This window comes from Chloracidobacterium sp. N, assembly GCF_018304765.1.
GTDB lineage: Bacteria > Acidobacteriota > Blastocatellia > Chloracidobacteriales > Chloracidobacteriaceae > Chloracidobacterium > Chloracidobacterium aggregatum.
The window spans coordinates 561,994-583,536 of the sequence record NZ_CP072643.1 but is presented as its reverse complement, the minus strand read 5'-3'; the positions used below and the strand labels follow the sequence as shown (position 1 = coordinate 583,536).

Annotated in this window: 15 protein-coding genes; 11 read left to right on the top strand and 4 right to left on the bottom strand. The window is 60.1% G+C overall.

The annotated features are described in order from the left end of the window. Positions 1-158 precede the first annotated feature (158 nt). Genes J8C05_RS13550 through J8C05_RS13540 form a run of 3 tightly spaced genes read left to right on the top strand, consistent with a single transcriptional unit; the run spans position 159 to position 4,820 of the window. Positions 159-3,095, top strand: coding sequence for a response regulator (locus J8C05_RS13550; RefSeq protein ID WP_211423290.1), 2,937 nt, complete (start codon positions 159-161; stop codon positions 3,093-3,095). A 19-nt stretch (positions 3,096-3,114) separates the two neighbouring features. Continuing rightward, positions 3,115-3,894, top strand: a complete 780-nt coding sequence (locus J8C05_RS13545) for a type II restriction endonuclease (protein ID WP_211423289.1) — start codon at positions 3,115-3,117, stop codon at positions 3,892-3,894. Further along, positions 3,891-4,820: a DNA adenine methylase gene (locus J8C05_RS13540; RefSeq protein WP_211423288.1), complete on the top strand. Its 930-nt coding sequence runs from the start codon at positions 3,891-3,893 to the stop codon at positions 4,818-4,820. Before J8C05_RS13545 ends, J8C05_RS13540 begins: the two co-directional genes overlap by 4 nt. A gap of 78 nt (positions 4,821-4,898) precedes the next feature. Here the strand turns inward: J8C05_RS13540 and J8C05_RS13535 are convergent, their stop codons facing one another. Both J8C05_RS13535 and J8C05_RS13530 read right to left on the bottom strand, forming a co-directional pair. Beyond that, positions 4,899-5,720, bottom strand: a complete 822-nt coding sequence (locus J8C05_RS13535) for a glycosyltransferase family 2 protein (protein WP_211423287.1) — start codon at positions 5,718-5,720, stop codon at positions 4,899-4,901. A 2-nt stretch (positions 5,721-5,722) separates the two neighbouring features. Continuing rightward, entirely contained in the window at positions 5,723-6,790 is a 1,068-nt protein-coding gene (locus J8C05_RS13530) for an NAD-dependent epimerase/dehydratase family protein (protein WP_211423286.1), read from the bottom strand. A gap of 86 nt (positions 6,791-6,876) precedes the next feature. Here J8C05_RS13530 and J8C05_RS13525 point away from each other — a divergent pair, with 86 nt between their 5' ends. Together J8C05_RS13525 and J8C05_RS13520 are read left to right on the top strand one after the other, a co-directional pair. Beyond that, positions 6,877-7,944, top strand: coding sequence for an NAD-dependent epimerase/dehydratase family protein (locus J8C05_RS13525; protein WP_211423285.1), 1,068 nt, complete (start codon positions 6,877-6,879; stop codon positions 7,942-7,944). Positions 7,945-8,110: 166 nt separating this feature from the next. Beyond that, positions 8,111-8,434: a nucleotidyltransferase domain-containing protein gene (locus J8C05_RS13520; RefSeq protein WP_211423284.1), complete on the top strand. Its 324-nt coding sequence runs from the start codon at positions 8,111-8,113 to the stop codon at positions 8,432-8,434. Positions 8,435-8,535: 101 nt separating this feature from the next. Here J8C05_RS13520 and J8C05_RS13515 read toward each other — a convergent pair whose 3' ends face one another. Together J8C05_RS13515 and J8C05_RS13510 are read right to left on the bottom strand one after the other, a co-directional pair. Continuing rightward, positions 8,536-11,067 (bottom strand): TonB-dependent receptor, encoded by a 2,532-nt coding sequence (locus J8C05_RS13515; protein WP_211423283.1) that lies wholly within the window; start codon positions 11,065-11,067, stop codon positions 8,536-8,538. Between the two features lie 32 nt (positions 11,068-11,099). Then, a complete protein-coding gene (locus tag J8C05_RS13510; RefSeq protein WP_211423282.1) occupies positions 11,100-11,801 on the bottom strand; it encodes a phosphorylase family protein in 702 nt (233 codons plus the stop codon). 51 nt (positions 11,802-11,852) lie between these two features. Here J8C05_RS13510 and hpnI point away from each other — a divergent pair, with 51 nt between their 5' ends. The 6 genes from hpnI to J8C05_RS13480 all read left to right on the top strand — a co-directional run bounded on the left by hpnI (position 11,853) and on the right by J8C05_RS13480 (position 21,542). Continuing rightward, entirely contained in the window at positions 11,853-13,064 is a 1,212-nt protein-coding gene (gene hpnI, locus J8C05_RS13505; RefSeq protein ID WP_343316663.1) for a bacteriohopanetetrol glucosamine biosynthesis glycosyltransferase HpnI, read from the top strand. Beyond that, positions 13,051-14,991, top strand: coding sequence for an ArnT family glycosyltransferase (locus J8C05_RS13500; RefSeq protein WP_211423280.1), 1,941 nt, complete (start codon positions 13,051-13,053; stop codon positions 14,989-14,991). Before hpnI ends, J8C05_RS13500 begins: the two co-directional genes overlap by 14 nt. Positions 14,992-15,024: 33 nt before the next feature. Then, positions 15,025-18,711 carry a hypothetical protein gene (locus tag J8C05_RS13495; protein ID WP_211423279.1) on the top strand — a complete coding sequence of 1,229 codons (3,687 nt, stop codon included), beginning with the start codon at positions 15,025-15,027 and terminating at the stop codon, positions 18,709-18,711. 82 nt (positions 18,712-18,793) lie between these two features. Beyond that, on the top strand, positions 18,794-19,753 hold the full coding sequence (locus J8C05_RS13490) for a ribonuclease Z (RefSeq protein ID WP_211423278.1): 960 nt from the start codon (positions 18,794-18,796) through the stop codon (positions 19,751-19,753). A 190-nt stretch (positions 19,754-19,943) separates the two neighbouring features. Then, on the top strand, positions 19,944-20,585 hold the full coding sequence (locus J8C05_RS13485; protein ID WP_211423277.1) for a peroxiredoxin: 642 nt from the start codon (positions 19,944-19,946) through the stop codon (positions 20,583-20,585). Between the two features lie 18 nt (positions 20,586-20,603). Continuing rightward, positions 20,604-21,542 carry a PLP-dependent cysteine synthase family protein gene (locus tag J8C05_RS13480; RefSeq protein ID WP_211423276.1) on the top strand — a complete coding sequence of 313 codons (939 nt, stop codon included), beginning with the start codon at positions 20,604-20,606 and terminating at the stop codon, positions 21,540-21,542. The last annotated feature ends 1 nt before the right edge of the window (position 21,543 follow it).

Genomic DNA, 21,543 nt, shown 5'->3' with positions numbered 1-21,543 from the left:
GAGATTTTTGCACCGATTCGTGCAGACTGAACCTCTTTCCGACCCCGTTGCGCGCCGTTGCCGCCTTCTGCCTCCGGAAGATTTGTCGGTAGCGGCGACGAAAATGCCGCGGCCGCAGTAGTGGCTTGTCGCCAGAGCAGAAATCGTTGGAGCTGAACATGAAGACTACCTTTCCTCCGTGGAAATTGGACGTGCCGGCTGCCCTGGCGGCGCTCGTTGCCGGGGGACTGGGGCTTGGTCTCAATGCCTTCCCGCTATCTATCGGCAGTGATCTGCACTTCATCTTTGGTCCGATCTTTCCGCTCATCATCGCCTTGACTTTCGGCCCGTTATACGGAATGGTCGCGGCCCTGCTGGCCGGTCTTGCCACGGTGTGGTTGTGGGGCCACGGGCTGGCGCTGCCTTTTCTGGTGGCTCAGGCGTTTGTTGTCGGGTGGTGTGTCCGGCGCTGGAAGTGGCGGGCGCTCTTTGCAGATGCCGTCTTCTGGGTCGGTATCTCACCCCTGCTTTACTTCCTGCATGTCCGTTCCGGGGTGTACCCGGATGGCCTCGGCCCGGCTGTGGCCTTCAAGTATGTCGTCAATGGGTTGCTGTGCACGACCCTGGCCGATTCATCTCTTGGCTGGCCGGCATTCGGACGTCTGTTGGCACGGTATGGCGCCAGGCTGCCGGAAAACACCATGGCTGCCCGGCTGACACGGGTGCTCACTCTGGTGGCGGTTGTGCCGGCGTGTGCTCTGTCCGCCTGGTATGCCCACGCTGCATCGAACCAGCAGGAGCAGGAAGTACGCGCTGAGCTGACAACACAGACCAGGTTTGTGGCCAATGTGCTCAGTGACAAGCTACTGGTAGCGCGGCAGGATGTGACCATACTTGCCGAACGGCTGTCCGAGATGCCAGACGACCCAGCCGCCGTCGCGCGTAGGTTGCAGCGTTATCACCAGCACGCTTTTCTGTTCGAGACACTTCTGGTGGCCGACACGGCCGGCAAGGTCATCGCCAGCAGTCCCGTGGTTTCCGAACCGCAGTTGAATGTTGCCGGCCATCCCTACCTGCAGGCGGCACTGTCCGGGCAAAACGTCGTGATTTCAGATGGTTTGCACTGTCCGGTCCCGGCGGGGAAGGACCCCTGCATAGCATTTGCCGCGCCGATTCGGTTGCCGGATGGCAGCGTGCGAGGCGTCGTCGAGGGGCGGATGACGACCACCCAACTCTCACGGCTGCTGTCGGGCAGTGTCGCCCATCGGGGTGAACCGTTCCACCTGGTCGTCCTGGACTGGCAGTCGCAGGTTCTGGCGACAAACCGCCCTGACCTTTTTCCACTGCTGGCCAAAACGAGGCTCTCCGACATCCGGGCGTATGACCGGGCGCTGTGGCTTCCGATTCCTGCCTCCGGGCAAGAAGCCCGCTTCTGGGTCTGGCAGGAACGGGAGCCGGAGACCGGCTGGCGATGCTATGCCCTGGTCCCCTTCGCGGTTGTCCATCAGCGGGCGGCGACGGTGTTCATCCCGTTCCTGCTGGCCATTCCGTTTGTGTTGTTTGTAGTGGCGTGGGCGTCGGGTGTGACCGTCCGCCGGGTGATGCGACCGCTGGACGAGTTGACCGCCACAGCGCGGGTGCTTGCCACCGATCCAGAGCGGGCACCAGACATCCTGCCAGACAGCCCGAACGGGCAAACCCTGCCGGCGACGCAACTGCCGGCAGAGATTGCCCACCTGACGGAGGCTTTCCATGCCATGGCCAGACAGGTGGGAAAGACGATGTCCTACCTGCGCGCCACGAACATCGAGTTGGAAATTGCCCGGCAACGTCTGGAGGACGCGCGTGACAACCTGGAGCGTGAGCTGGCGGCGCGGACAGCCGAAATCGAACGCCGTGAAGAAGCGCGTCTGCGGTCGCAAAAGCTGGAGTTGCTGGGGCACCTCACCGGTGGCATCGCCCATAACTTCAACAATCTTCTGACCGTGATTCTCAGCTACAGCTCGCTTGAACTCAGTCGGCGTGCGCCCGATGATCCGGCGTGTAAGGGGCTTCAGTCTATCCGGCGGGCCGCCGAGCGCGGACGTGATCTCGTCAAGCAGTTGATGGCGTACAGCCGCGCCAGCGAAGCCAGCGCCGCCCTGTGCTTCCCGCTGCACGATGCCCTGCGAACGGTGCAGGGGATGGTGGAACGGCTTTTCAACGAGGAGGTCGAACTGACCACAAACTTCGCCGCTGGCGAAGTCTTCGTGTACGCCATCCCACAGGAACTGGAGCAGGTTTTTCTCAACCTGCTGGTCAATGCCCGCGACGCCATGCCCAACGGAGGCACGATCAGTCTGGAAACCACCCTGGTAACCGATGCTGCGGCGGAAGCCGGCGGCGTGGTCTTTCCGGCCGGAAGCCGCCTGGAGGATTTCCTGGCGGCGCAGCCGGTCGTCCGCATCTCCGTACGCGACACCGGAACCGGCATCCCGCCGGAAGTCATGGCGCGGCTGTGTGAGCCGTTCTTCACGACGAAGGAACAGCACAAGGGCACCGGACTTGGGCTTTCAACGGCCCTGGGGACGATCACTTCCGCCGGAGGGCTGCTGCGGGTTGAAAGCGAAGTTGGGAAGGGGACAGCCTTCCACGTGTACCTGCCGGTGGCTGAGCAGCCAGCCTCTGGCGTTCCAACCTCTGGCTCACATCGGTTGTCGTTCCTCAAGCCGTCGGCGCAGGCGCAGCGGGTGCTGGTCGTTGAGGATGACCCGGACGTGCGGGCGACCGTGGGGGCAGCGCTTCTGGCGGGTGGTTTTGCCGTTGTCGAAGCCAGAGACGGGCAGGCGGCATGGAACATAATCCAGCAACAGGCCGGGCGCTTCGATCTGGTTGTCACCGATGTCCGCATGCCGAACGTCAACGGCGTTCAGTTGGCTTCCTCCATCTGGGAGACTTATCCCGACCTGCCGGTGCTCTTCATTTCGGGCTACGCTGACAGGGAGGATACCGGGCAGAGCTTTGCCTTCCGGGATAACCTCATCTACAAGCCTTTCACGGCGGCTGAAATTGTCGAAAAGGTCAAGTCCATGATGGATAGAAATGCTGCTGAGTACGTAACGAGGGAAACTGAGTAGTCCTCTGAGCTGAACAAACATGGAGAAAGAAGATTTTTTGAGACTGCTTCGGGATGAAGTTGAGGAATTTAAGTCAGCAGTTTCTACACAAAATGGAGATTGGATAGTCAAGGGATTTATTGACATAGCCAGAAATGTTTATACGATTTCAATAGACACCAAGGTTATCTCGAAGGTTATAGAGATTCTGCTATTCCCCAGACTTTCAAGCTTTGCAGAGAGAAACAGTCTGAGTATCAGACTGCCTGAGCACCAGAATTTCTACCCTGATATAAGTTTTGTTGATAGCAGTGGATGCTATTTTGCTCTTGATATTAAGAGTACCTATAGAATTGATGATAGATATGTGAATGGTATGACTCTTGGAACTTTTACTGGGTATTTTCGAGATAGAAAAAGTACGAAGAATATAACTCGCCCATACAATTCTTACAAAGGGCATTTTGTCCTCGGGGTAATCTACACCAAGATAGATAAATTATATGAGCAAAGAATCTATAGCCTCAACGAGCTTGAGTACATCAAATCTGTAATCGGGAATTTCTCGTTCTTCATTCACGAGAAGTATCGTATTGCTTCGGATCGGCCAGGAAGTGGAAACACAAGAAATATCGGATCGGTCACAGAAGTTGATAAACTGGTTAATGGCTCCGGCCCGTTTGCTGCACTAGGAGAAGAAGTATTTGATGACTACTGGACTTATTACTTGACCAGGGACATGGCCAGAGCAGCCGAGCTGACGAATCCTCCTTACACAGATTTGCCCAGCTATCTGGAATATAAGAAGCTAAAGAAATGACAAGCCAAAAACTGCCTTGGATGATAGAGAAAGTGATAGTTCCCCCGATCAAATGTCAGGGAATCAAGACCAAGCTCGTCAAGTTCATTCTAAGTAATACCTCCTGGAGTGGAAAAGGTCGCTGGGTAGAGCCTTTTTTGGGATCAGGAGTGGTGTTATTCAACCTTCAGCCGGAACGTGCCCTGGTCAACGACATTAACCCTCACATTATTAATCTTTACAGGATGATCTATGAGGGGTCATTATCACCTGAAGAAGTAGGTAGGTATTTGACAGCAGAAGGAAAAAGATTGTTATCGAAGGGAGAAGAGCATTATTATTTCATCAGGGAGCGTTTTAATAAGACTGGCGATCCTTTGGATTTTATTTTTCTTAACAGGTCCTGCTTCAACGGTGTTATGCGCTTTAATAGCAAAGGTCAATTCAATGTTCCATTCTGCCGAAAGCTGGATCGTTTTCGTCCAGCGTATGTGACCAAGATAGTTAATCAGGTTCTCAAAATCAAAAAGATGGTCTGCAATAAGGATTGGGAGTTTCGTAATGAAGACTGGCGAAAGTGCCTTGAAGGCCTATCAAAAGATGACTTTGTTTACCTCGATCCTCCGTATGTAGGTAGGCACGCTGACTATTACCAAAGGTGGTCAGAACGTGAAGCCCTGGAGTTGGCAAGAATTATCAAGAGCTTACCCTGTGGCTTTGCATTGTCTATGTGGAAGCAGAATAAATACCGGATTAATGAGCACCTTGAGTATTACCTGGATGGATTGGTCGTAAAAAGCTTTATGCATTTTTACCATGTAGGTTCAAGTGAAAATCTGCGAAATTCAATAGAAGAAGTTTTGCTGATAAAACCTGGATGTGAAACAGCACCTTTTGAACTTCTAAAGTCAAGTAAGGCTGCCCAGTTGGCGCTTGCTTTAGGTTAAGCAGAGGCTAGAAAGGACCGACGCCAAATATCCGTCCTGTGATTTGAGTGGAAGTGAAAAATTTGCTGTTCGGTCCGGTTATTGGAGAGCCTTCTCGGTCTCGGTGGCGGGCATCGCCTGGGGTAAGGCCGGTTGTGGCTTGCGCCGGTAGTCGCCACGGCTGAAATACTTCTCCAGCCAGACGTAACAGCAGATGAAGAAATACCGGCTGCCCATTTCCTTGATCTTGAGCTTGGCCAACCCCGTACGCCGGTTGCGCCAGGTAATGGGAATGACCGTCCAGGTGTAGCCCCGGACAATCGCCTTGAGCGGCAGTTCCACTGTCAGGTTGAAGTGCGGCGACAGAAAAGGCCGGCAGCCCTCAATGACCTCCCGCCGGTACGCCTTGAAAGCATTCGTGGTGTCGTTGAGCCGGATGCCAAACAGCAGCCGCAGAAATGTATTGGCCAGCCGGTTGAGTACCCACTTGATGGGTGGGTAGTCAATCGTTCCCCCGCCTTTGACGAAGCGGCTGCCAAAGACGCACTCATAGCCCCGGTTGAGTTCCCGCCAGTAGCGGACGACATCGCGGCAGTCATCCGATTCATCCGCCATCATGATGACGACCGCATCGCCCGTGACGTGCTCAAAACCAAAGGTGATGGCGCGCCCAAATCCGTGCTCACCCGTGTTCTGCACCGGACGCAGGGTGGGAATGTCGGCACAGGCCGCCTGCAGGACTTCCCACGTGGCGTCCGTACTGCCGTCGTCCACGACGATGATTTCGTGTGGAATCTGGTGCAGCCGCAGTTCAACGTACAGGTGCTCGACGGTCGAACGGATACACCCGGCTTCATCCCGCGCCGGAATGACAACGGACAGGCGCTTCAGGGGCGGCAGGTTCGGGTCGGGTGCAAACATGGCTAGTCCTCGGAAAGCCGCAGCCACTCTGGATGTTGCCGGGCATGCTCTGCAATTTCAGCAAAGATGGCTTCGCGTGTGTACGTCGGCCGCCAATCATAACGGGTCCGGGCCAGACTTGCATCCAGCACCAGCCAGCCGACGTCGAACGGCCGCGGTGTCAGGTCAGCCGTGACCTCGTGTGGCCCGAAACGGTCGGCGCACCAGGCGCTGAGTTCCGCCAGAGAGAAGCTGCTCTCCATGCCGCCTCCGACGTTGACGACGCGCGGAAGTCCGGCGTCCTGCCCGGCGTTCATCTGCGCCACCAGAAGCGGAACGAGGTCGGCCGGGTGGAGGCAGTCGCGTACCTGGCGTCCACTGCCGCCAAAACCAATGTAGCGCAGCGGCCGCCGCGCCGCGTAGGCGCGAATCCAGAAGGAAACAATGCCCTGATCAGCCTTGCCGAACTGTTCCGCTCCGGCCATAACCCCACAGCGATTGATGAAGACCGGCAAACCAAACGCCGCGCCGTATTCGAGCGCCAGCACTTCCGACGCCAGCTTGGCGCTCCCATACAGCGACAGCGGTGGCGTCGTCGAAAAGGTTTCCGTAATGCCGGCCGGCGTGAGTCCGTCCGCGCCGGCGTTTGGGTCAGGGACAAACCGGTTGGCCTGTTCGCGCAGCGGCAGGGCGCACAGGGCCGCGATGGAATAGACCCGGCTCGTGCCAAGCAGGATGAAGCCGGCGTTCCACCGGCGGGCCAGTTCGAGCAGGTTGAGCGTGCCGACAAGGTTGTGTTCGAGCAGTTGGCGGGCGCCGGTTTTGCCATCCACGCCGGCCAGCACACTGGGGTTGGCGGCCGCATCAATAATCCAGTCACAGGGGGGCAGTCCTTCCAGATCGCTGGGCAGGCGAATGTCGCCGTGCAGGAGTCGAAAGCCGGCCTCGCGCAGCCGTTGCCGGTTGATTTCGCTGCCGGGGCGCACGAGGTTGTCCAGTCCGACCAGTTCCACACCGGTCAGCCACTCGCGGAGCACACGGGCCACGACACTGCCGACAAAGCCGCACATGCCGGTAAGCAGAATCCGCATCAGCAGGTCTCCATTTGAAAATGAGCCGGGTGGCCAATAAGGTTGTGATGACGTGAGAACCATAACACTGAGCGAGGAACCTGCACGTGCCTGCTCCGGTTTGCCTGGTCACCGGCTCTTCGGGACTGATCGGTTCGGAAGTCGTCGAGTACTTTCACCGCCGTGGCTTTGTGGTGCACGGCATTGACAACAACCAGCGCGCCGTATTTTTCGGCCCGGCCGGCGACACCCGCTGGAACCAGCAGCGGTTGATGGCGACGCTGGCGCACTTTCATCACCACGAGCTGGACATCCGCGACCGGGCCGGTGTCGCGGCTCTGATTGCTGAGTTGCGCCCCAACGTCATTATCCACACGGCGGCGCAGCCCTCCCACGACCTGGCGGCGCGGGTGCCCTTTGATGACTTCGACGTGAACGCCGTCGGGACGCTCAACCTGCTCGAAGCAGCACGGCAGCACTGCCCGGAGTCGCCTTTCATCCACATGTCCACCAACAAGGTCTATGGCGATGGGCCGAACCATATCCCGCTGGTCGAACTTGAAACCCGGTGGGACTACGCCGACCCGGCCTACGCCCATGGCATTCCCGAAACGTTTTCCATTGACCACACGTTGCACTCGCTGTTTGGAGCCTCGAAGGTGGCGGCCGATGTGCTGGTGCAGGAATACGGACGCTATTTCGGTATGCCGACGGTCTGCCTGCGTGGTGGCTGCCTGACCGGCCCCAATCACGCCGGCGTCGAACTGCACGGGTTTCTGAGCTACCTCATCAAGTGCAACCTGGAAGAACGGGAATACAAAATCTACGGCTACAAGGGCAAGCAGGTGCGCGACAACATCCACGCCGAAGATGTCGCGGCTTTTATGTTTGCCTTTTACGAGCACCCACGGGCCGGGGCGGTCTATAACCTGGGCGGGGGCAGAGAAAATGCCTGCTCAATTCTGGAAGCCTTCCAGATGGTTGAGGCGCTGACCGGCAAGCCGCAGCGGTACAGCTATGTTGACCAGGCGCGCATTGGCGATCACATCTGCTACTACAGCGATCTGCGGAAGATGAAAGCCGATTATCCGGGCTGGAACATTGAGCATTCACTCGCGGATATTTTCGCCGACATTGTCAAGGCCTGGGAAATACGACTCAAAGCCAACCTGTGACCTCTTGCTCACACAAGGGGGACGAAATCCGGGTATCTCTTTGCGCCAGTGCGGAAGCGCCCACAGGTGTTCGTCGTTTTCGGTTGTGACTGAATCTGCCTTGCGACGGAAGCGCTGGCCGCGTATCAAACCTTGAAGCACAGCCCGTTGCTCCTGGTGGCCACCCATGGATGACATCATCAGCACAGCCAAATCCATTATCACCGAGGAAGTCGCGCGGGCCGGATACCAGGTGGTGCGCATTCTGCTTTTTGGAAGCCGCGCACGCGGCGATGCCCGTCCTGATAGTGACTGGGACTTTTTTGTTATCACCGACCGGGAACCCCTGCGGGAAGAAAAACAGACTATTGTCGCAACGCTCAGCCTTCGGTTTGCCGCACTTGGCTTCTATGCGGATGTTATTCTTCAAGCGGAAGCCTTGGTACAGGCCCGCAAGGCAAATACTGGCTTTCTCGCGTACTACGTGCTCAAAGAGGGACTGCCGATATGAATGAGGATGCCGTGTTGCTCCGGGCTTGGTCCATGCAAATGCCAGCTTTTGCTTCCTCAAAAAGGTGCATTCCAGAGACAAGCCTCTCTCTTCTCGTAGAGCTAGAAGTTGACATTGAAATCAATCCGGTAGAAGCGCCGGTAAACGGCAAAAAAGGTGCCGAACTGGGGCGCACCCGTGTTGGCAAAGACATTGCGCGGATTGAAGTGATTGGTCACGTTGAAAATGCTGACCGTAAAGCTGGCCGATTCGACGCCAGCCTTTTTGCCAAAAAGCGTCGGCTTGAGCCATTCCGGCACCTTGAAGGTTTTGGTCACAGCCAGATCAAGCGCCACAAAACGCGGGAAACGGGTGTTGTCCGCATTGCGCTGCCCGATGAAGTTCTGATTTTCGTCGGTGACGCTGAACGGGAAGCCGTCCCGCCACTCGAAAATGGGTGCCAGCTTGACCTTCCACGGCAGGGCAAACACCCCACGGGCAAAAAAGCGGTTGGGTGCGTCAATCGCGGCATTGCCGAACTGATCGCGACGAATGACCGGATTGGGAATGTCGCCAAAGTAGCTGATGAAGTCGTTGAGCTGCGCCCGCGTCTTGCTGCGGACGTAGGAAACCGTAAGCGTGTGGTCGCGCGTGAAGCGGATGTCGGTCGTGGACTCAAAGGCCCGGTAGGTAGCCCGCCCGGTGTTGAACAGCCGGATAATGCCGTCCGTCGGGCGGAGGATGGGTTCGATGAACAAATCATTGAACGTCCGGCTGTCGAGGTAGGCCAGCTTGGTCAGGACGTGCTTCGTGATGCGCTGCGCAAATTCCACCCGAAGCGTCCGGTTGAAGGGAATGCGGAAGTCGCCGCCGCGACCGGGATCGTTCGTCGGGTCGCGCGCCAGGTCATAGACGAAGGGGCGCGCCGGCTCGCGCAGGCTACCGTCCGGGTTGAAGGTGGCGACAATGGGCCGCGGCATGCTCCGAAAGGCCAGGGCGTTGAGGGGGAGTTTGTCGTAAAACAGCCCGAAACCGGCCCGCAGCACGGTGTCATCCGTGCCCCGTGGTGAATAGGACAGGGCAATGCGCGGGGCCAGGTTGATGCTCGTGGCGGCCTGCTGGGTCTCGATGCGCAGCCCGAAGTCAAGCTGGAGATTGGGGCGGATGAGCCACTGATCCTGCGCGTAGCCGGAAACTTCGATGTTGTCGGCGCGCAGGTCGCCCCGGTTGGCATAGGTGATGCGTTGCAGCAGAAGACCGTTCGTGCGGCGCAGTTCAACCGGTCGGCTGGTCATCTCCCCCCGGTTGCGCATGGCGTTGACATCGAAGCCAAACTTGATGCGGTGCCAGCCCATGGCCTCGAATGCCGCCATGGTGTTGGAGAACTGCAATTGGTAGCGTTCCGTCGTGCGGTCGGTCGTCGTAAAGAAACGGCCCAGCCGCCCGACGGGTGTGATCACCATGGTGCCCTCGTCCTTGCCAAAGGTTTCGACGCCAATCCGCTTGTAGTTGAACTGCGTTTCGAGCGTCGAACCGGCCCCGGTGGCGTAGCGGTGCGTTGCTGCCAGGGCCAGGTCGGTCGTCCGCTGGTTGGGCGACACCGGTACGGGGTTGAAGAAGTCCAGTCCGACGTTGCGTACCAGCCGCCGGGCGACATTGACCGTCGTCGTCAGGGTCTGGCGGTCCGTCAAAAACACATCAAACTGGCTGAAACTGCGGAAGGAATACTTGCGGACTTCGTTATCGGGATTGGGCAGCCCACGCACCACGGCCTTGTCCACGATGACTTCAAACGCCTGGGCGAAGAAAGCCTTGTCGCGGACGATGGGGCCGGAGACATTCACCCGGGGCGAGACATTGGCAAAACCAAACAACTGGCCGCTCCGAAAGCGCGGTTCGGGGAAGAAATCGTTGATGCCAAAGGTCCATTTGTTGCTGCCCGGCCGGGTCTCGATGCGCGTGACGCCGCCGGTGAATTTGCCAAACTCCGGCAGGTAGGGGTTGGTGAACACCTCGGCCTGCTGGACGGCTTCAAGCGGAATCTCGACCTGAAATGTTCCCGTCGCCGGGTCATTGCTGATGTTGCCGTTGACGAGCACCGCGCTCTGGTTTTCCCGTGCGCCCTTGATGCTGGTGCGCCCGTCGTTGGAGCGGATGACGTTCGGCACGGGCGGAAACGAGGTGAGGATGTCGCGCCCCCGCGCCGGCAGGATGCGCACTTCGGCCGGTGTGATCCGGTCAGCCGGGGCGCTCCCCTGTTCGACCAGCGGCCGTTCGGCGTCGCCGCGAATCTCCACGATTTCGCCACCGGTCAGGCTCAGTCCAATCGGCTGTTCGGCGAGAACCCCCGCTTCGACCACATAGTTGTCGTCGGTCAGGGTGTCGTAGCCGGCGGCTTCGATGTTCAGGGTGTAGGTCCCGCCGGGCACGTCGGCAAAGGTCGCTTTTCCGGCGGCGTCCGTCGTCCGGGTGAGCGCGCGCGTGCCGGATGCCCCGTCCCTGGGGGAAAGGGTGATGGTGGCGCCGGACAGAGGCTTCTGGGAGCTGGCGTCCGTGATGGTGAAGACGACCATGCTCGTCTGTTGTCCGAACAGGCTGCCGGTCAATGACCCCATCCACAGCAGAATGATGAAACCAAAATACCTTATGTGCATACAGGCTTGTCGGGGCGCTTCAGAAACGCCTTTCAGAATAAATCCGTCAAACAAACGTCAGCCGCCTGGCGAAGTTTCATCAGCGCATGGCACAGATGGCGGAGAAAACGCGCCGCGGCAAGCGGATGGGACAGCAGGGTGGCGGTCATCCCCAACGGGCGGAGCGCATAGTTCGGGTCGAGTCCGGCGTTGAGATTGGGCAAATCCTGGTGCGAATCATCGCTGATGATTCGCAGCAACAACAATGGAAGTTCGGAACGCTGTGCGGCCCGGGCAATGGCGTGGCTTTCCATGTCCACGACCAGCGCCGTCGTTTGCGCGTGAAGCCGGCGTTTTTCGGCCGCCTGACAAACGACATAGGGCGTGGTCAGATGGTCGCCCTGATGAACCGTGAAGCCGGCCGCCGTGAGACGGTCGGCAGCGCGGGCCAGCGTGGCAGGGCAGCCGGGCAACGGGTCGCCTTCCACCAACCGGGTGTGAACGCCCAGCACGGCATCCCCGACGGCCAGGGATGGTGACAGCGCCCCGCCAATACCAAACACGGCCACCAGTGGACGACAGTCCGGCGGCAGCGCCGTCAACGCGCGCCGGGCGGCACGGGCGGCATTCGCCGGCCCGACGCCAGTGCACACGACCTGCACGGCACCTGACGCCCCCTGGACGGCCCGCTGCTCGCCCGGTGTGGCGACGAACAACAACATGGCTGGTGGCTGAGATGGGGCTTGTTTCGGCATAAGCCGCTGACTATAACCTAAAACTTTGTGCGTTGGCTGTCCTGATGTCTGGTGAGGAAGCGCCCCGTGTCCTGGTTTCGCCTTGGATTGCAATTGGTGTTGGGTTTGGCCGCGGCGGGAGGACTGGCTTACATGCTTCTGGCATTGTGGTCGGCGGCCACATTTCCCCGTCGCCGTCCGGCCCGGAAACGGCTCTCCGGGAAACGGCAACCGCCGGTGTCGTTGCTCAAGCCACTACGTGGCGCTGAAACCGGGCTTGAAGCCTGCCTGGGCAGTTTTTTTCAGTTGAAGTACCCACGGTATGAACTGCTTTTTGCCGTCCGCACGCACGACGACCCGGCCGTGGAGGTCGTCCGTCGCCTGCGCGCCCGTTTTCCGGGAGTGCGCGCCCAACTGCTGGTGACAGGCGAGCCGCCCTACGCCAACGCCAAAGTGTTCAGCCTTGAAGCCCTGGCCAAAGCCGCCGCTTACGACCTGCTGGTGGTGACGGACAGCGACACCAAAGTGGCGCCCGACTATCTCGACAGCATGGCCCTGGCCTTTGCCGAACGCGAGATTGGCGTTGTGACCCATCCCTACCGTGGCGTCGCCGGCGGCGGCGATCTGTGGTCACGGCTCGAAGCCCTGGGCATGACGACCGAGTTCATGGCCGGGGTGGTCGTCGCCGAACGGCTGGAGGGCATGAAGTTTGCCCTGGGCCCTTCGATGGCCGTCCGGCGAAGTTGCCTTACGTCCATCGGTGGGTTTACCGCCATGAAAGACTACCTGGCCGACGATTTTGTGCTGGGTGCGTGGGCGGCGCGCGCCGGCTGGAAAGTGCTGCTGTTGCCCCAGGCCGTCGAACATCTCGCCACGGCGCGGGGCTTTCTGACGAGCTTCAAACATCGCCTGCGCTGGAACCGGAGCAGTCGGTTTTCGCGTCCGGCGGGTTATGTCGGGCAGGGTTTTACCTACGGACTGGTCTGGACGCTGCTGTTTACGGCCGTGGCCCCGTGGCCGCTCAATCTGGCGGCGCTGCTTGCCGGTTGCCTGCTCCGGGGGAGTCTGGCTCTGGTGCTGGCCTGGCGTCTGAACGACCCGGCGGTGAAGCATCACCTGTGGCTGATTCCGCTTCAGGACATGCTGAGTTGGGCGTCCTGGATAGGCGGCTTTCTGGGCAAAACCATCGAGTGGCGTGGCGAGCGTTACGTGCTGCGCGATGGTGGCCGGTTCGAGCCGCTGTCGCGGCCGGTTGTGTTGGGAGAAATGCGTGCTGCCAAGTGAACGTCCGGTGTGGCGCGGCGAGCTGGTGGTGCTGGCTGTGGCGTCCATCGTCTTTTTGAGCGCCTGTGTCTCCCCACCGCATCTGATGGATGATGTGGACGCCGCCCAGGCGCAGATTGCCCGCACGATGCTGGCGACCGGCGACTGGGTGACGCCCCGGCTCAATGGCGTTGCCTACCTGGAAAAACCGCCCCTCAAATACTGGCTCATCGCCCTTTCCTTCCGGGTGTTTGGCGTGTCGGACTGGGCCGCGCGGCTCCCGATTGGGCTGGGCGCGGTGGCGCTGTGCTGGCTCGCCTGCCGTATGGGCGGCTGGGCGTTTGGCGCGCGCGCCGGTTTCCACGCCGGCCTCGTACTGGCCACGAGCATCGGACTGTTTCTCTTTACGCGCATTCTCATTGCCGACGTGCTCCTGACCCTCAGCCTGGCCCTTGCCATGTGGTCATTTTTGCGGGCGCTCGACCCCGCTGAACGCCATCCACGGCGCTGGGCGATGCTGCTGGCCCTGTGCCTGGCCGCCGGGTTTCTGCTCAAAGGCTTCATCGGATTGGTGTTTCCACTGGCGGCCATGGGGTTGTACGCGGTCTGTACCGGGCAGTGGCGGCAGCGTGACTTCTGGCAGCGCCTTCCGCCGGTGACGTTGAGCCTGCTCGTTCTGGGGCTAACGTCCCCCTGGTTCATTGCGGCCACGGTGGCCAACCCGCCTTGGTTTGACGTGGCCCTGACCAGTGAGCCGGGCAAGTACCGTGGGTTCTTCTGGTTTTTCGTCTTCAACGAGCACGTGCTGCGCTTTCTGGGACGCCGCTACCCACGGGATTACAACACCGTACCCCGCCTGTGGTTCTGGTGTTCACACCTGATCTGGTTCTTTCCCTGGAGCCTGTTTCTGCCCGGCGTGGCGCGGCTGCGGTTGACGCGCCGACCGGACGACCGCGCCAGCCGGATGACCCTGCTGGCCGTCCTCTGGATTGGCTTCGTCATGCTGTTTTTTTCGCTCTCGACCACGCAGGAATACTACTCGCTGCCGATATACCCGGCGGTGGCGGTGCTGCTTGGGGCGGCGCTGACCCATGACGGGCGCTTTCAGTCGGTCGCGCGCTGGTTGACAGGCGGCATGGCGGCGCTGGCGGCGCTGGCGGCCGGTGCGCTCATCATCCTCAACTGGCAGACGCCGACACCCGGTGACATTGCCCAGGCGCTGGCCAAAAGCACGGATGTCTATGCCGTGTACACCCTGTCGCTCGGCCACATGGGCGACCTCACGCTTCAGTCGTTTGCCTACCTGCGGCTGCCGCTGGCGCTGGCGACGGCGGCCTTTCTCACCGGAGCCGTGGGGGTGGCCCTGGTCCGGGCCGGCTGGGTCTGGTTGCCGGTGACGGTCATGCTGACCCTGCTTCTCGTGGCCGCCCGCATCGCCATGGTGGCCTTTGACCCCTACCTGGGTTCTTATCCGCTGGCTCAGGCGCTCATTGCGGCCCAGCAGCATCAGCCGGGGCAGGTGGTCGTGGACAATCAATACTATGCCTTCTCATCCGTTTTCTTTTACGCCGACCTGCGCCACGCCTGGCTGCTCAACGGACGGGTGACGAATCTCGAATACGGCTCCTATGCTCCCGGTGCGCCGCAGGTGTTTCTCGACGATGAAGGCTTCGTTGCTCTGTGGCGCGGGGCGGAGCGGGTGTACCTGCTCGTCGAGGATGTTCACCTGCCCCGCATTGAAACGTTGGTTGGAGCGACGGCTTTGCATACGATAGCGGCCAGTGGTGGGAAGTTTTTGCTGTGCAATCAGCCCAAAGTACAGCAAAACTCCGCTTCACCAGCGTACAAAAACCAGCCAAAGGTGCTAGGCTACAACGGCCCTGGCCCAAGCCGTGTTGGTTCTTCGATGAAAACGAATCTTTTTTTCAGCGATGCTCAGGCTGCGTGACGTGTGGTGAGCCTGGATGCCGTCAAGTGAAGTATGACAGACGAAGCTTTGCAGCCAGCCATTGAGGACTTCAGGGGGTTTCTGGCCGGACAGCGCGCGCCGGCCCTGGTCGCGGCCTCCCTGGTCACGGTGTTACAGAGCGACATCCGCACCGTAAGCTGGGTGGTGCTCGACTGGGCGGCAAAAGCGGCCCAGCAGCAGCCGGGGAGCAACCCGCTGGAGATTGTCCTGGCGGCGCGCAACAAAGTCTTTGACATCTTTTTTTACCGCGTCGTCCGCTTTGACCAGGTGTACCGGTTCTTTCCGCGCTTCGAGGAACACCTGCTGGAGTTTTGTCCGCCGGCCTACCGCCCCCATCTTCAGGCCCTGTTGGCCCAGTATCCATGGCAGCACATCCGCCCGATTGGGGAGGGGCGGGAACGGGCGATGTACGCGCTCGAAAAGCGCATGGAGGTGCCGGTTCAGGAAGAGGCTTTCAACGAGAACATCTACCGCAACGCCACCCACAACGTCCTGTCGGCCGACCGGCGCTTTGAGTTTGCCGATGAGCAGACCAGCGCCGATGTGCTGTCGTACCAGGGAAAAGTCAGCAGTCTGATGGGCGATGTCGTGGGCCTGGTCACGGACAAGCGGGTACGCCAGGAAATCATCGCCGCCAACGAAGCCGACAAGGATGCTGAATACGAAACCAAACGGCGCTTCAATCTGGAGGATTACCTGGCGCAGTCGGTGGATTTGGCCGTGGCCTTCTTCAACGACGACTTCCTGCCGCAGTCCTGCCAGATGATGGACCTGGTTGAAGAGCTGGCCCGGGCCCGGGACTTCTCCATCGAGAAAAGCCAGCGCCTGCAAAGCAAGGCAAGTCTGTTCAGCAGTCGCAAGATAGACGAATACTGCTCCTCAAAGCTCTCCCGGCTGCTGGTCGGCGATATTCTGAATCAGTTTGCCGTCTGGAACCCGGAAAAGCTTTTCCAGCAGCTTTTTGAGGAACCTGACCGGCGCATGCGGCGGGTGTTGCTCAGTGTGCTGGAAGCCAATGGGGAGCGGATTTACCCCATGCTGTTGCACCAGCTTGAGCACTGCACGCCCGAAACGCCCTGGTACTACATCCGCAACCTGATTTTCCTGCTGGGGCGCATCGTCTCGCCCAAGCCTGCCGAACGGGCCCGGGCCGTGGTGCTTGTCGGGCAGCATTTCCACCCGCGCACGGTACGGCAGGTCAACAGCCAAAGTATTGCCACGTTGAGTTTTATCGGCGGGGAGGCGGCGGGCGAATGCCTGCGCGCCAAGCTGGCGGAATTCAAGCGCCTGGACGATCCGGTGTCGCGCGACATCGCCGACAAAATTGCCATGGCGCTGGTTTCACTCGATGATCCGCTGTCCATGGAGGTTTCGCTCGACCACGCCCTCAAGCACTGGAGCGATGAGTACGTCGAGCGCTTTGCCCAGACCCTGCTTTCCCCGCCGACCATCAGTTTTCTTCTGGGACGGGTGCGTGCCGAACTGACCAAGCTGCGCCGTTCGTTTGCCTTTCTGGGCAATACGGAGGCGGCGACGCGCATCCTGCGCTGCCTGGCCTATCAGTACACGGATGAGGTGCGTGAGCTGTGCCAGGAGATCGTAACGTCGCTGACGCCACGCAACGCCCTGCACATTGCGGCCAAACATCTGCTCGACACGGCGAAGCCGGCCCCGCCGCCGCTGGCCGTGGACCGGACGCTCAACCGGCTCCTCGTGCAGAAGCACCTGCCGGAAGCTTTTGTCTATGCCTGGGAAGCCGGTCTGACCGGGCACTTTCACATCACGCTCACGGACAACACCGAATGTCGGGTGGATTGGTCGCTGGGGCGGGTTGTGCATGCTTCCGTGCCGGCCTTCTTTCTTGAATCGGACAATGCCTTTTACTGGCTGTTCATGCTCGATCCGCGTGAGATTGCGCTGGCGTATTTCGACACCAAAACGCCACCGGCCAGCCACAACATCACGCTTGAAACCCCGCCGCTGCTGCATGAGGCGTTATTGCAGCGCAGCGAGCTGAAGCAAATCTCGAACACGGCCATCAAGCCGGATTCCTCATTTACCCGGCGTCCGATTCACGAGGCGTTGCTCAACCTCAAGGACAGCCCCGATCCCAAAACGTGCCGGATGGTGTGGGATGCGCTGGCCGAGCCGGCCAGCATCGAAACGCTTCAGCAGCGCACAAAGCTGGGCAAGTACGACCTTTACAAACAGCTTTTCTATCTCATCCGGCAGAACTACGTCGCCGTGGATGCGCTGCGGGTCGGCACGGATGCCGCCGCTCTGGCGGATGGCCTGAAGATGCTTGATGAGAATCTGAAGCGTATCCGGCGCAAGCCCCTGTTGTTTGCGCCATACAAGGCGGTGGTTGAAATCTGCGCCGAAACGGCCCGGGCCACGCCGGACGAGGTGCTTCAGCTTACCTTTGCGACGCTGGGCAACTACTTCAAAGCCGCCTATGACGAGCGCCGGTTTCTGGTTGCCGCCATGATTGATGCGTGCGACCGGGCGCTGGAACTCGTCAACCAGTACCTGAAAACCAAGCAGGCCGGAGACAAAAAGGCCCTGCTCGACTACATGGGCTTTACCTTCCAGGTCCCGACCGAGGTCACACCGGTCGCGCCGGCGGCGGTTGCCGAATCCACAACGCTCCAGAAACTCGAAAACATCCAACTCATCAACGATGCCTTCGATGATGCGGCGGAAGCCCTGTTTGATGAGTCCTCGGTGGATGACCTGTTCGAGAACCTTGATGCCGTTCTCACCGCGCAGGGCCTGGGTGGCGGCAGCGCCACGATTGACAGCGGTTTGACCGAACACGAAGAGGCCATGCTGATGGAACTCTACGACAACATCGCCGTGGCCTACGTCAAGCCGCTCAAAGACTTCATGCGTGAAATCCAGCTCAACCAGAAGATCAGGCGCCGGACTTCCCTGGAGTGGATTGAAATGGTCGAGCCGTCGGTCAACCTGCTCTACGGTTCGGCTGAAAAGATGGGCTACCAGAAAATCTGTGTGGCCCTGAAGGAAATGCAGCAGGCGCTTCAGTCGCAGAAAAGCGTTCCCGACCAGGCGTATTTCACCGAAGCGGCGCTTCAGCAGGTGCAGGCAAGTTACGAACGGCTGGCGCAGATGCTGCCCCGGACGTTTGCGCTCGATTTGTCGGCGTCAGACCTCAACAGCAAAAAGGAAGTGCTCATCGTCAAGTTCATTCTCAAGCAGATTCCCGAAATCAACGAGAAGCTGATGAACCGCATCATCCTCGCGGGACTGTCCACCTTCGACAAGTTCATGCAGAGCTCGCCGGATGAGATCGCGGCGGTGACAGGGCTTTCCAAGCGGCAGGGCGAGGATGTGTTCATGAAGTTTTACCAGTACCGGCACATCTACTACCGCCACGACGATGAAGCTTACCGCGACCGGTTCTACAGCATGTTTGATGTCAAGCTGAGCCTTCTGCGCGAGTTGCACCTGGAGATCGAAGCCCTGACTGAAGAACACCGCCGCACCAAGAAAGCTGAGCTGGAAGCCCGCATCGAGAGTCTCCAACAGGACCGGCAGCGCATGCTCTGGGGGCTGTTTATCCTGCTGTGCATCAAGGAAGAGTACGACCTGATCGAGTCGGTACAGCAGTCCATCTACGATGTGCGCATTCAGAAGCTCGAAGACTATCTGGCCAGGCTGGCCAAGCAGGCCGCCTGAAGGTTTTCCGGTCGGCTGCGGCGGCGCCTGAAGCTGTGGCGGCACGGCGCGCCGCTGATGGCTGTGAAAGGATGGAGGTGCCGTGTCAGACCGTCTCCTGATTGCCTTGGGCACTTCCAGCCAGGTGCCCACCCGCGAGCGCAACCACAACGGGTATTTTGTCCGGTGGGACGACGCCGGGTTGCTGTTTGACCCCGGCGAGGGCACACAGCGCCAGATGACGCACTTTGGCGTGGCGGCCTCCGACATCACGGCCATCTTTCTGACGCACCTGCACGGCGATCACTGTCTGGGCCTGCCGGGCGTCATCCAACGCCTGTCGCTGGATGGTGTGGCGCATCCCGTGGATTTGTACTACCCGGCGTCAGGTGCGGAGTACGTTCAGCGTCTGCGCCGGGCCTCCATTTTCACGGAGACGGCCGTCATTCGGGAGCATCCGGTTGACGCCCCCGGCGTCATCTGTGAGACGGCGCGCTTCCGCATCGAGGCGCACCCGCTTGACCATACGGTTGAAAGCTGGGGCTATCGTCTGGTGGAGCCGGACACGGTGGCGTTGCTCCCGGAAAAGCTGGAGGCGCTGGGGTTGCGCGGCCCGGTGGTAGGGCAGCTCAAGCGGCAGGGCTTCCTTGACCTGCCGAACGGGCATCGCCTTCAGGTGGCTGAAGTGGGGCGTGCCAAACGTGGCGGTTCGTTTGCGCTCGTGATGGACAGCCGACCCTGTGCCGGTGCCCTTGCCCTGGCAGCCGGAGTGGACACCCTGTTGTGTGAGGCGACCTTTCTGGAAAGTGAAGCGGCCGAAGCCGAACGCTACGGCCACATGACGGCCCGCCAGGCAGCGACGGTGGCCCGCGAAGCCGGAGCGGGGTTGCTCGTTCTCACGCATTTTTCACGGCGCTACCGGCAGACGGAAACCTTTGTGCAGGAAGCCGCAGCCGTTCATCCCAACGTCATTGCCCTGTCGGATGGCATGACCGTTCCGCTGCGCCACACAGTCCATCCGGTGCGCTCTGGCGTGGCAAACGTGGTTCGGCAGAGAAGTTGATAACCACAAGAACAGCCTCACAGTTCTGACCTGGGCCTGTTGTCCCGGCCGGGTTTGTCTGCGTCCGAGCGGTTTCAACGGGAGGATGGTGCGGCCGTGAGTTGACCGGATTTCCGGTATCATTTACAAAATCTCCGTTTTATTGACGGTCAGACACGCCAACCCGCAACCTGAACAGAGGTGATCAACCATGGAAACGGCCATTTCACTCCCGCGCATCAACGATCCCGCGCCTGACTTTGAAGCCAAGTCCACGCACGGGGTCATTCGACTTTCGGATTACAAGGGCAAGTGGGTCGTGCTGTTTTCACATCCGGCCGACTTCACCCCGGTCTGCACGACGGAGTTTGTCGCTTTTGCCGAGCGGGCCGCCGAGTTCGAGCAGCGGCAGGCGCAGCTCATCGGGCTGTCGGTGGATTCCGTCCCGGCGCACATTGCCTGGGTACGCGACATCGAGCGTCACTTCGGCGTCAGGATTACGTTCCCGGTCATTGCTGACCTGGATATGAAAGTCGCCCAGAAGTATGGGCTGATTCATCCCGGCGCATCGGAGACGGCGACGGTGCGGGCCGTCTTCATCATTGATGACAAAGGCATTGTCCGGGCCATCATTTACTACCCGATGAATCTGGGACGGAACATGGATGAAATCCTCCGGGCGCTGGAGGCCCTGCAGACGGCTGACGCCAACGCCTGCTCGATGCCAGCCAACTGGCGGCCGGGCGATAAGGTGGTCGTTCCGCCACCCCAGACCGTTGCCGATGCCGCCGCGCGGGTGCAGGCCAGTGAATATGAGGTCATAGACTGGTATCTCTCGAAAAAAACGGTCTGAGGGCAGGGAGCAGGCAACGTGGCTGAATCACCCGGAACCCTGGCGGCGGCGATTGGCAACACGCCGCTCATCCGTTTGCAGCGCGTCACCGCCGGTCTGCCGGCAGGGGTGGAAGTGTACGCCAAAGCGGAACATCTCAACCCTGGCGGTTCGGTCAAAGACCGGGCCGCGCTCAACATGATCCGGGACGGGGAACGGCGCGGGGCGCTTTATCCCGGCAAGACGATTCTGGATGCGACCAGCGGCAACACCGGTATTGCCTACGCCATGCTCGGCGCATCCCTGGGGTACGCCGTCACGTTGTGCCTGCCCAAAAATGCCAGCCTCGAACGCAAGAAAATGCTGCGCATCTACGGGGCCGAAATCATCGAGACGAACCCACTGGAAGCCACGGACGGCGCCCAACGTCTGGCCCGGCAGCTCGCCGCAGAGTATCCGGACCGGTATTTCTATCCCGACCAGTACAACAACGACGCCAACTGGCAGGCGCACTACCAGACCACGGCCAACGAGATTTGGGCGCAGACCGGGGGCTGCATCACGCACTTCATTGCCGGGCTGGGCACGTCGGGGACATTCATCGGCACGTCACGCCGACTCAAGGAACTCAATCCATCGGTTCAGTGCATCTCCATGCAGCCGGACTCGCCGCTGCATGGGCTGGAAGGGATGAAGCACATGGCGACGGCGCTCGTACCGGGGATTTATGACCCCCACCTGGCGGATGCCAACGTTGAGGTCGGTACGGAAGCGGCCCAGGCGATGATGCGCCGGCTGGCGCGCGAAGAGGGTTTGTTCGTCGGCGTAAGCGCCGGAGCCAACGTCGTGGCCGCACTCAATCTGGCCCAGACGCTTCCGCCCGGTTCCGTGGTGGTGACGGTGTTGTGCGATTCGGGAACGCGCTACATGAGCGAGGACATCTGGCAGGAAAAACCCCCGGAAGGAAAACACCCCTAGA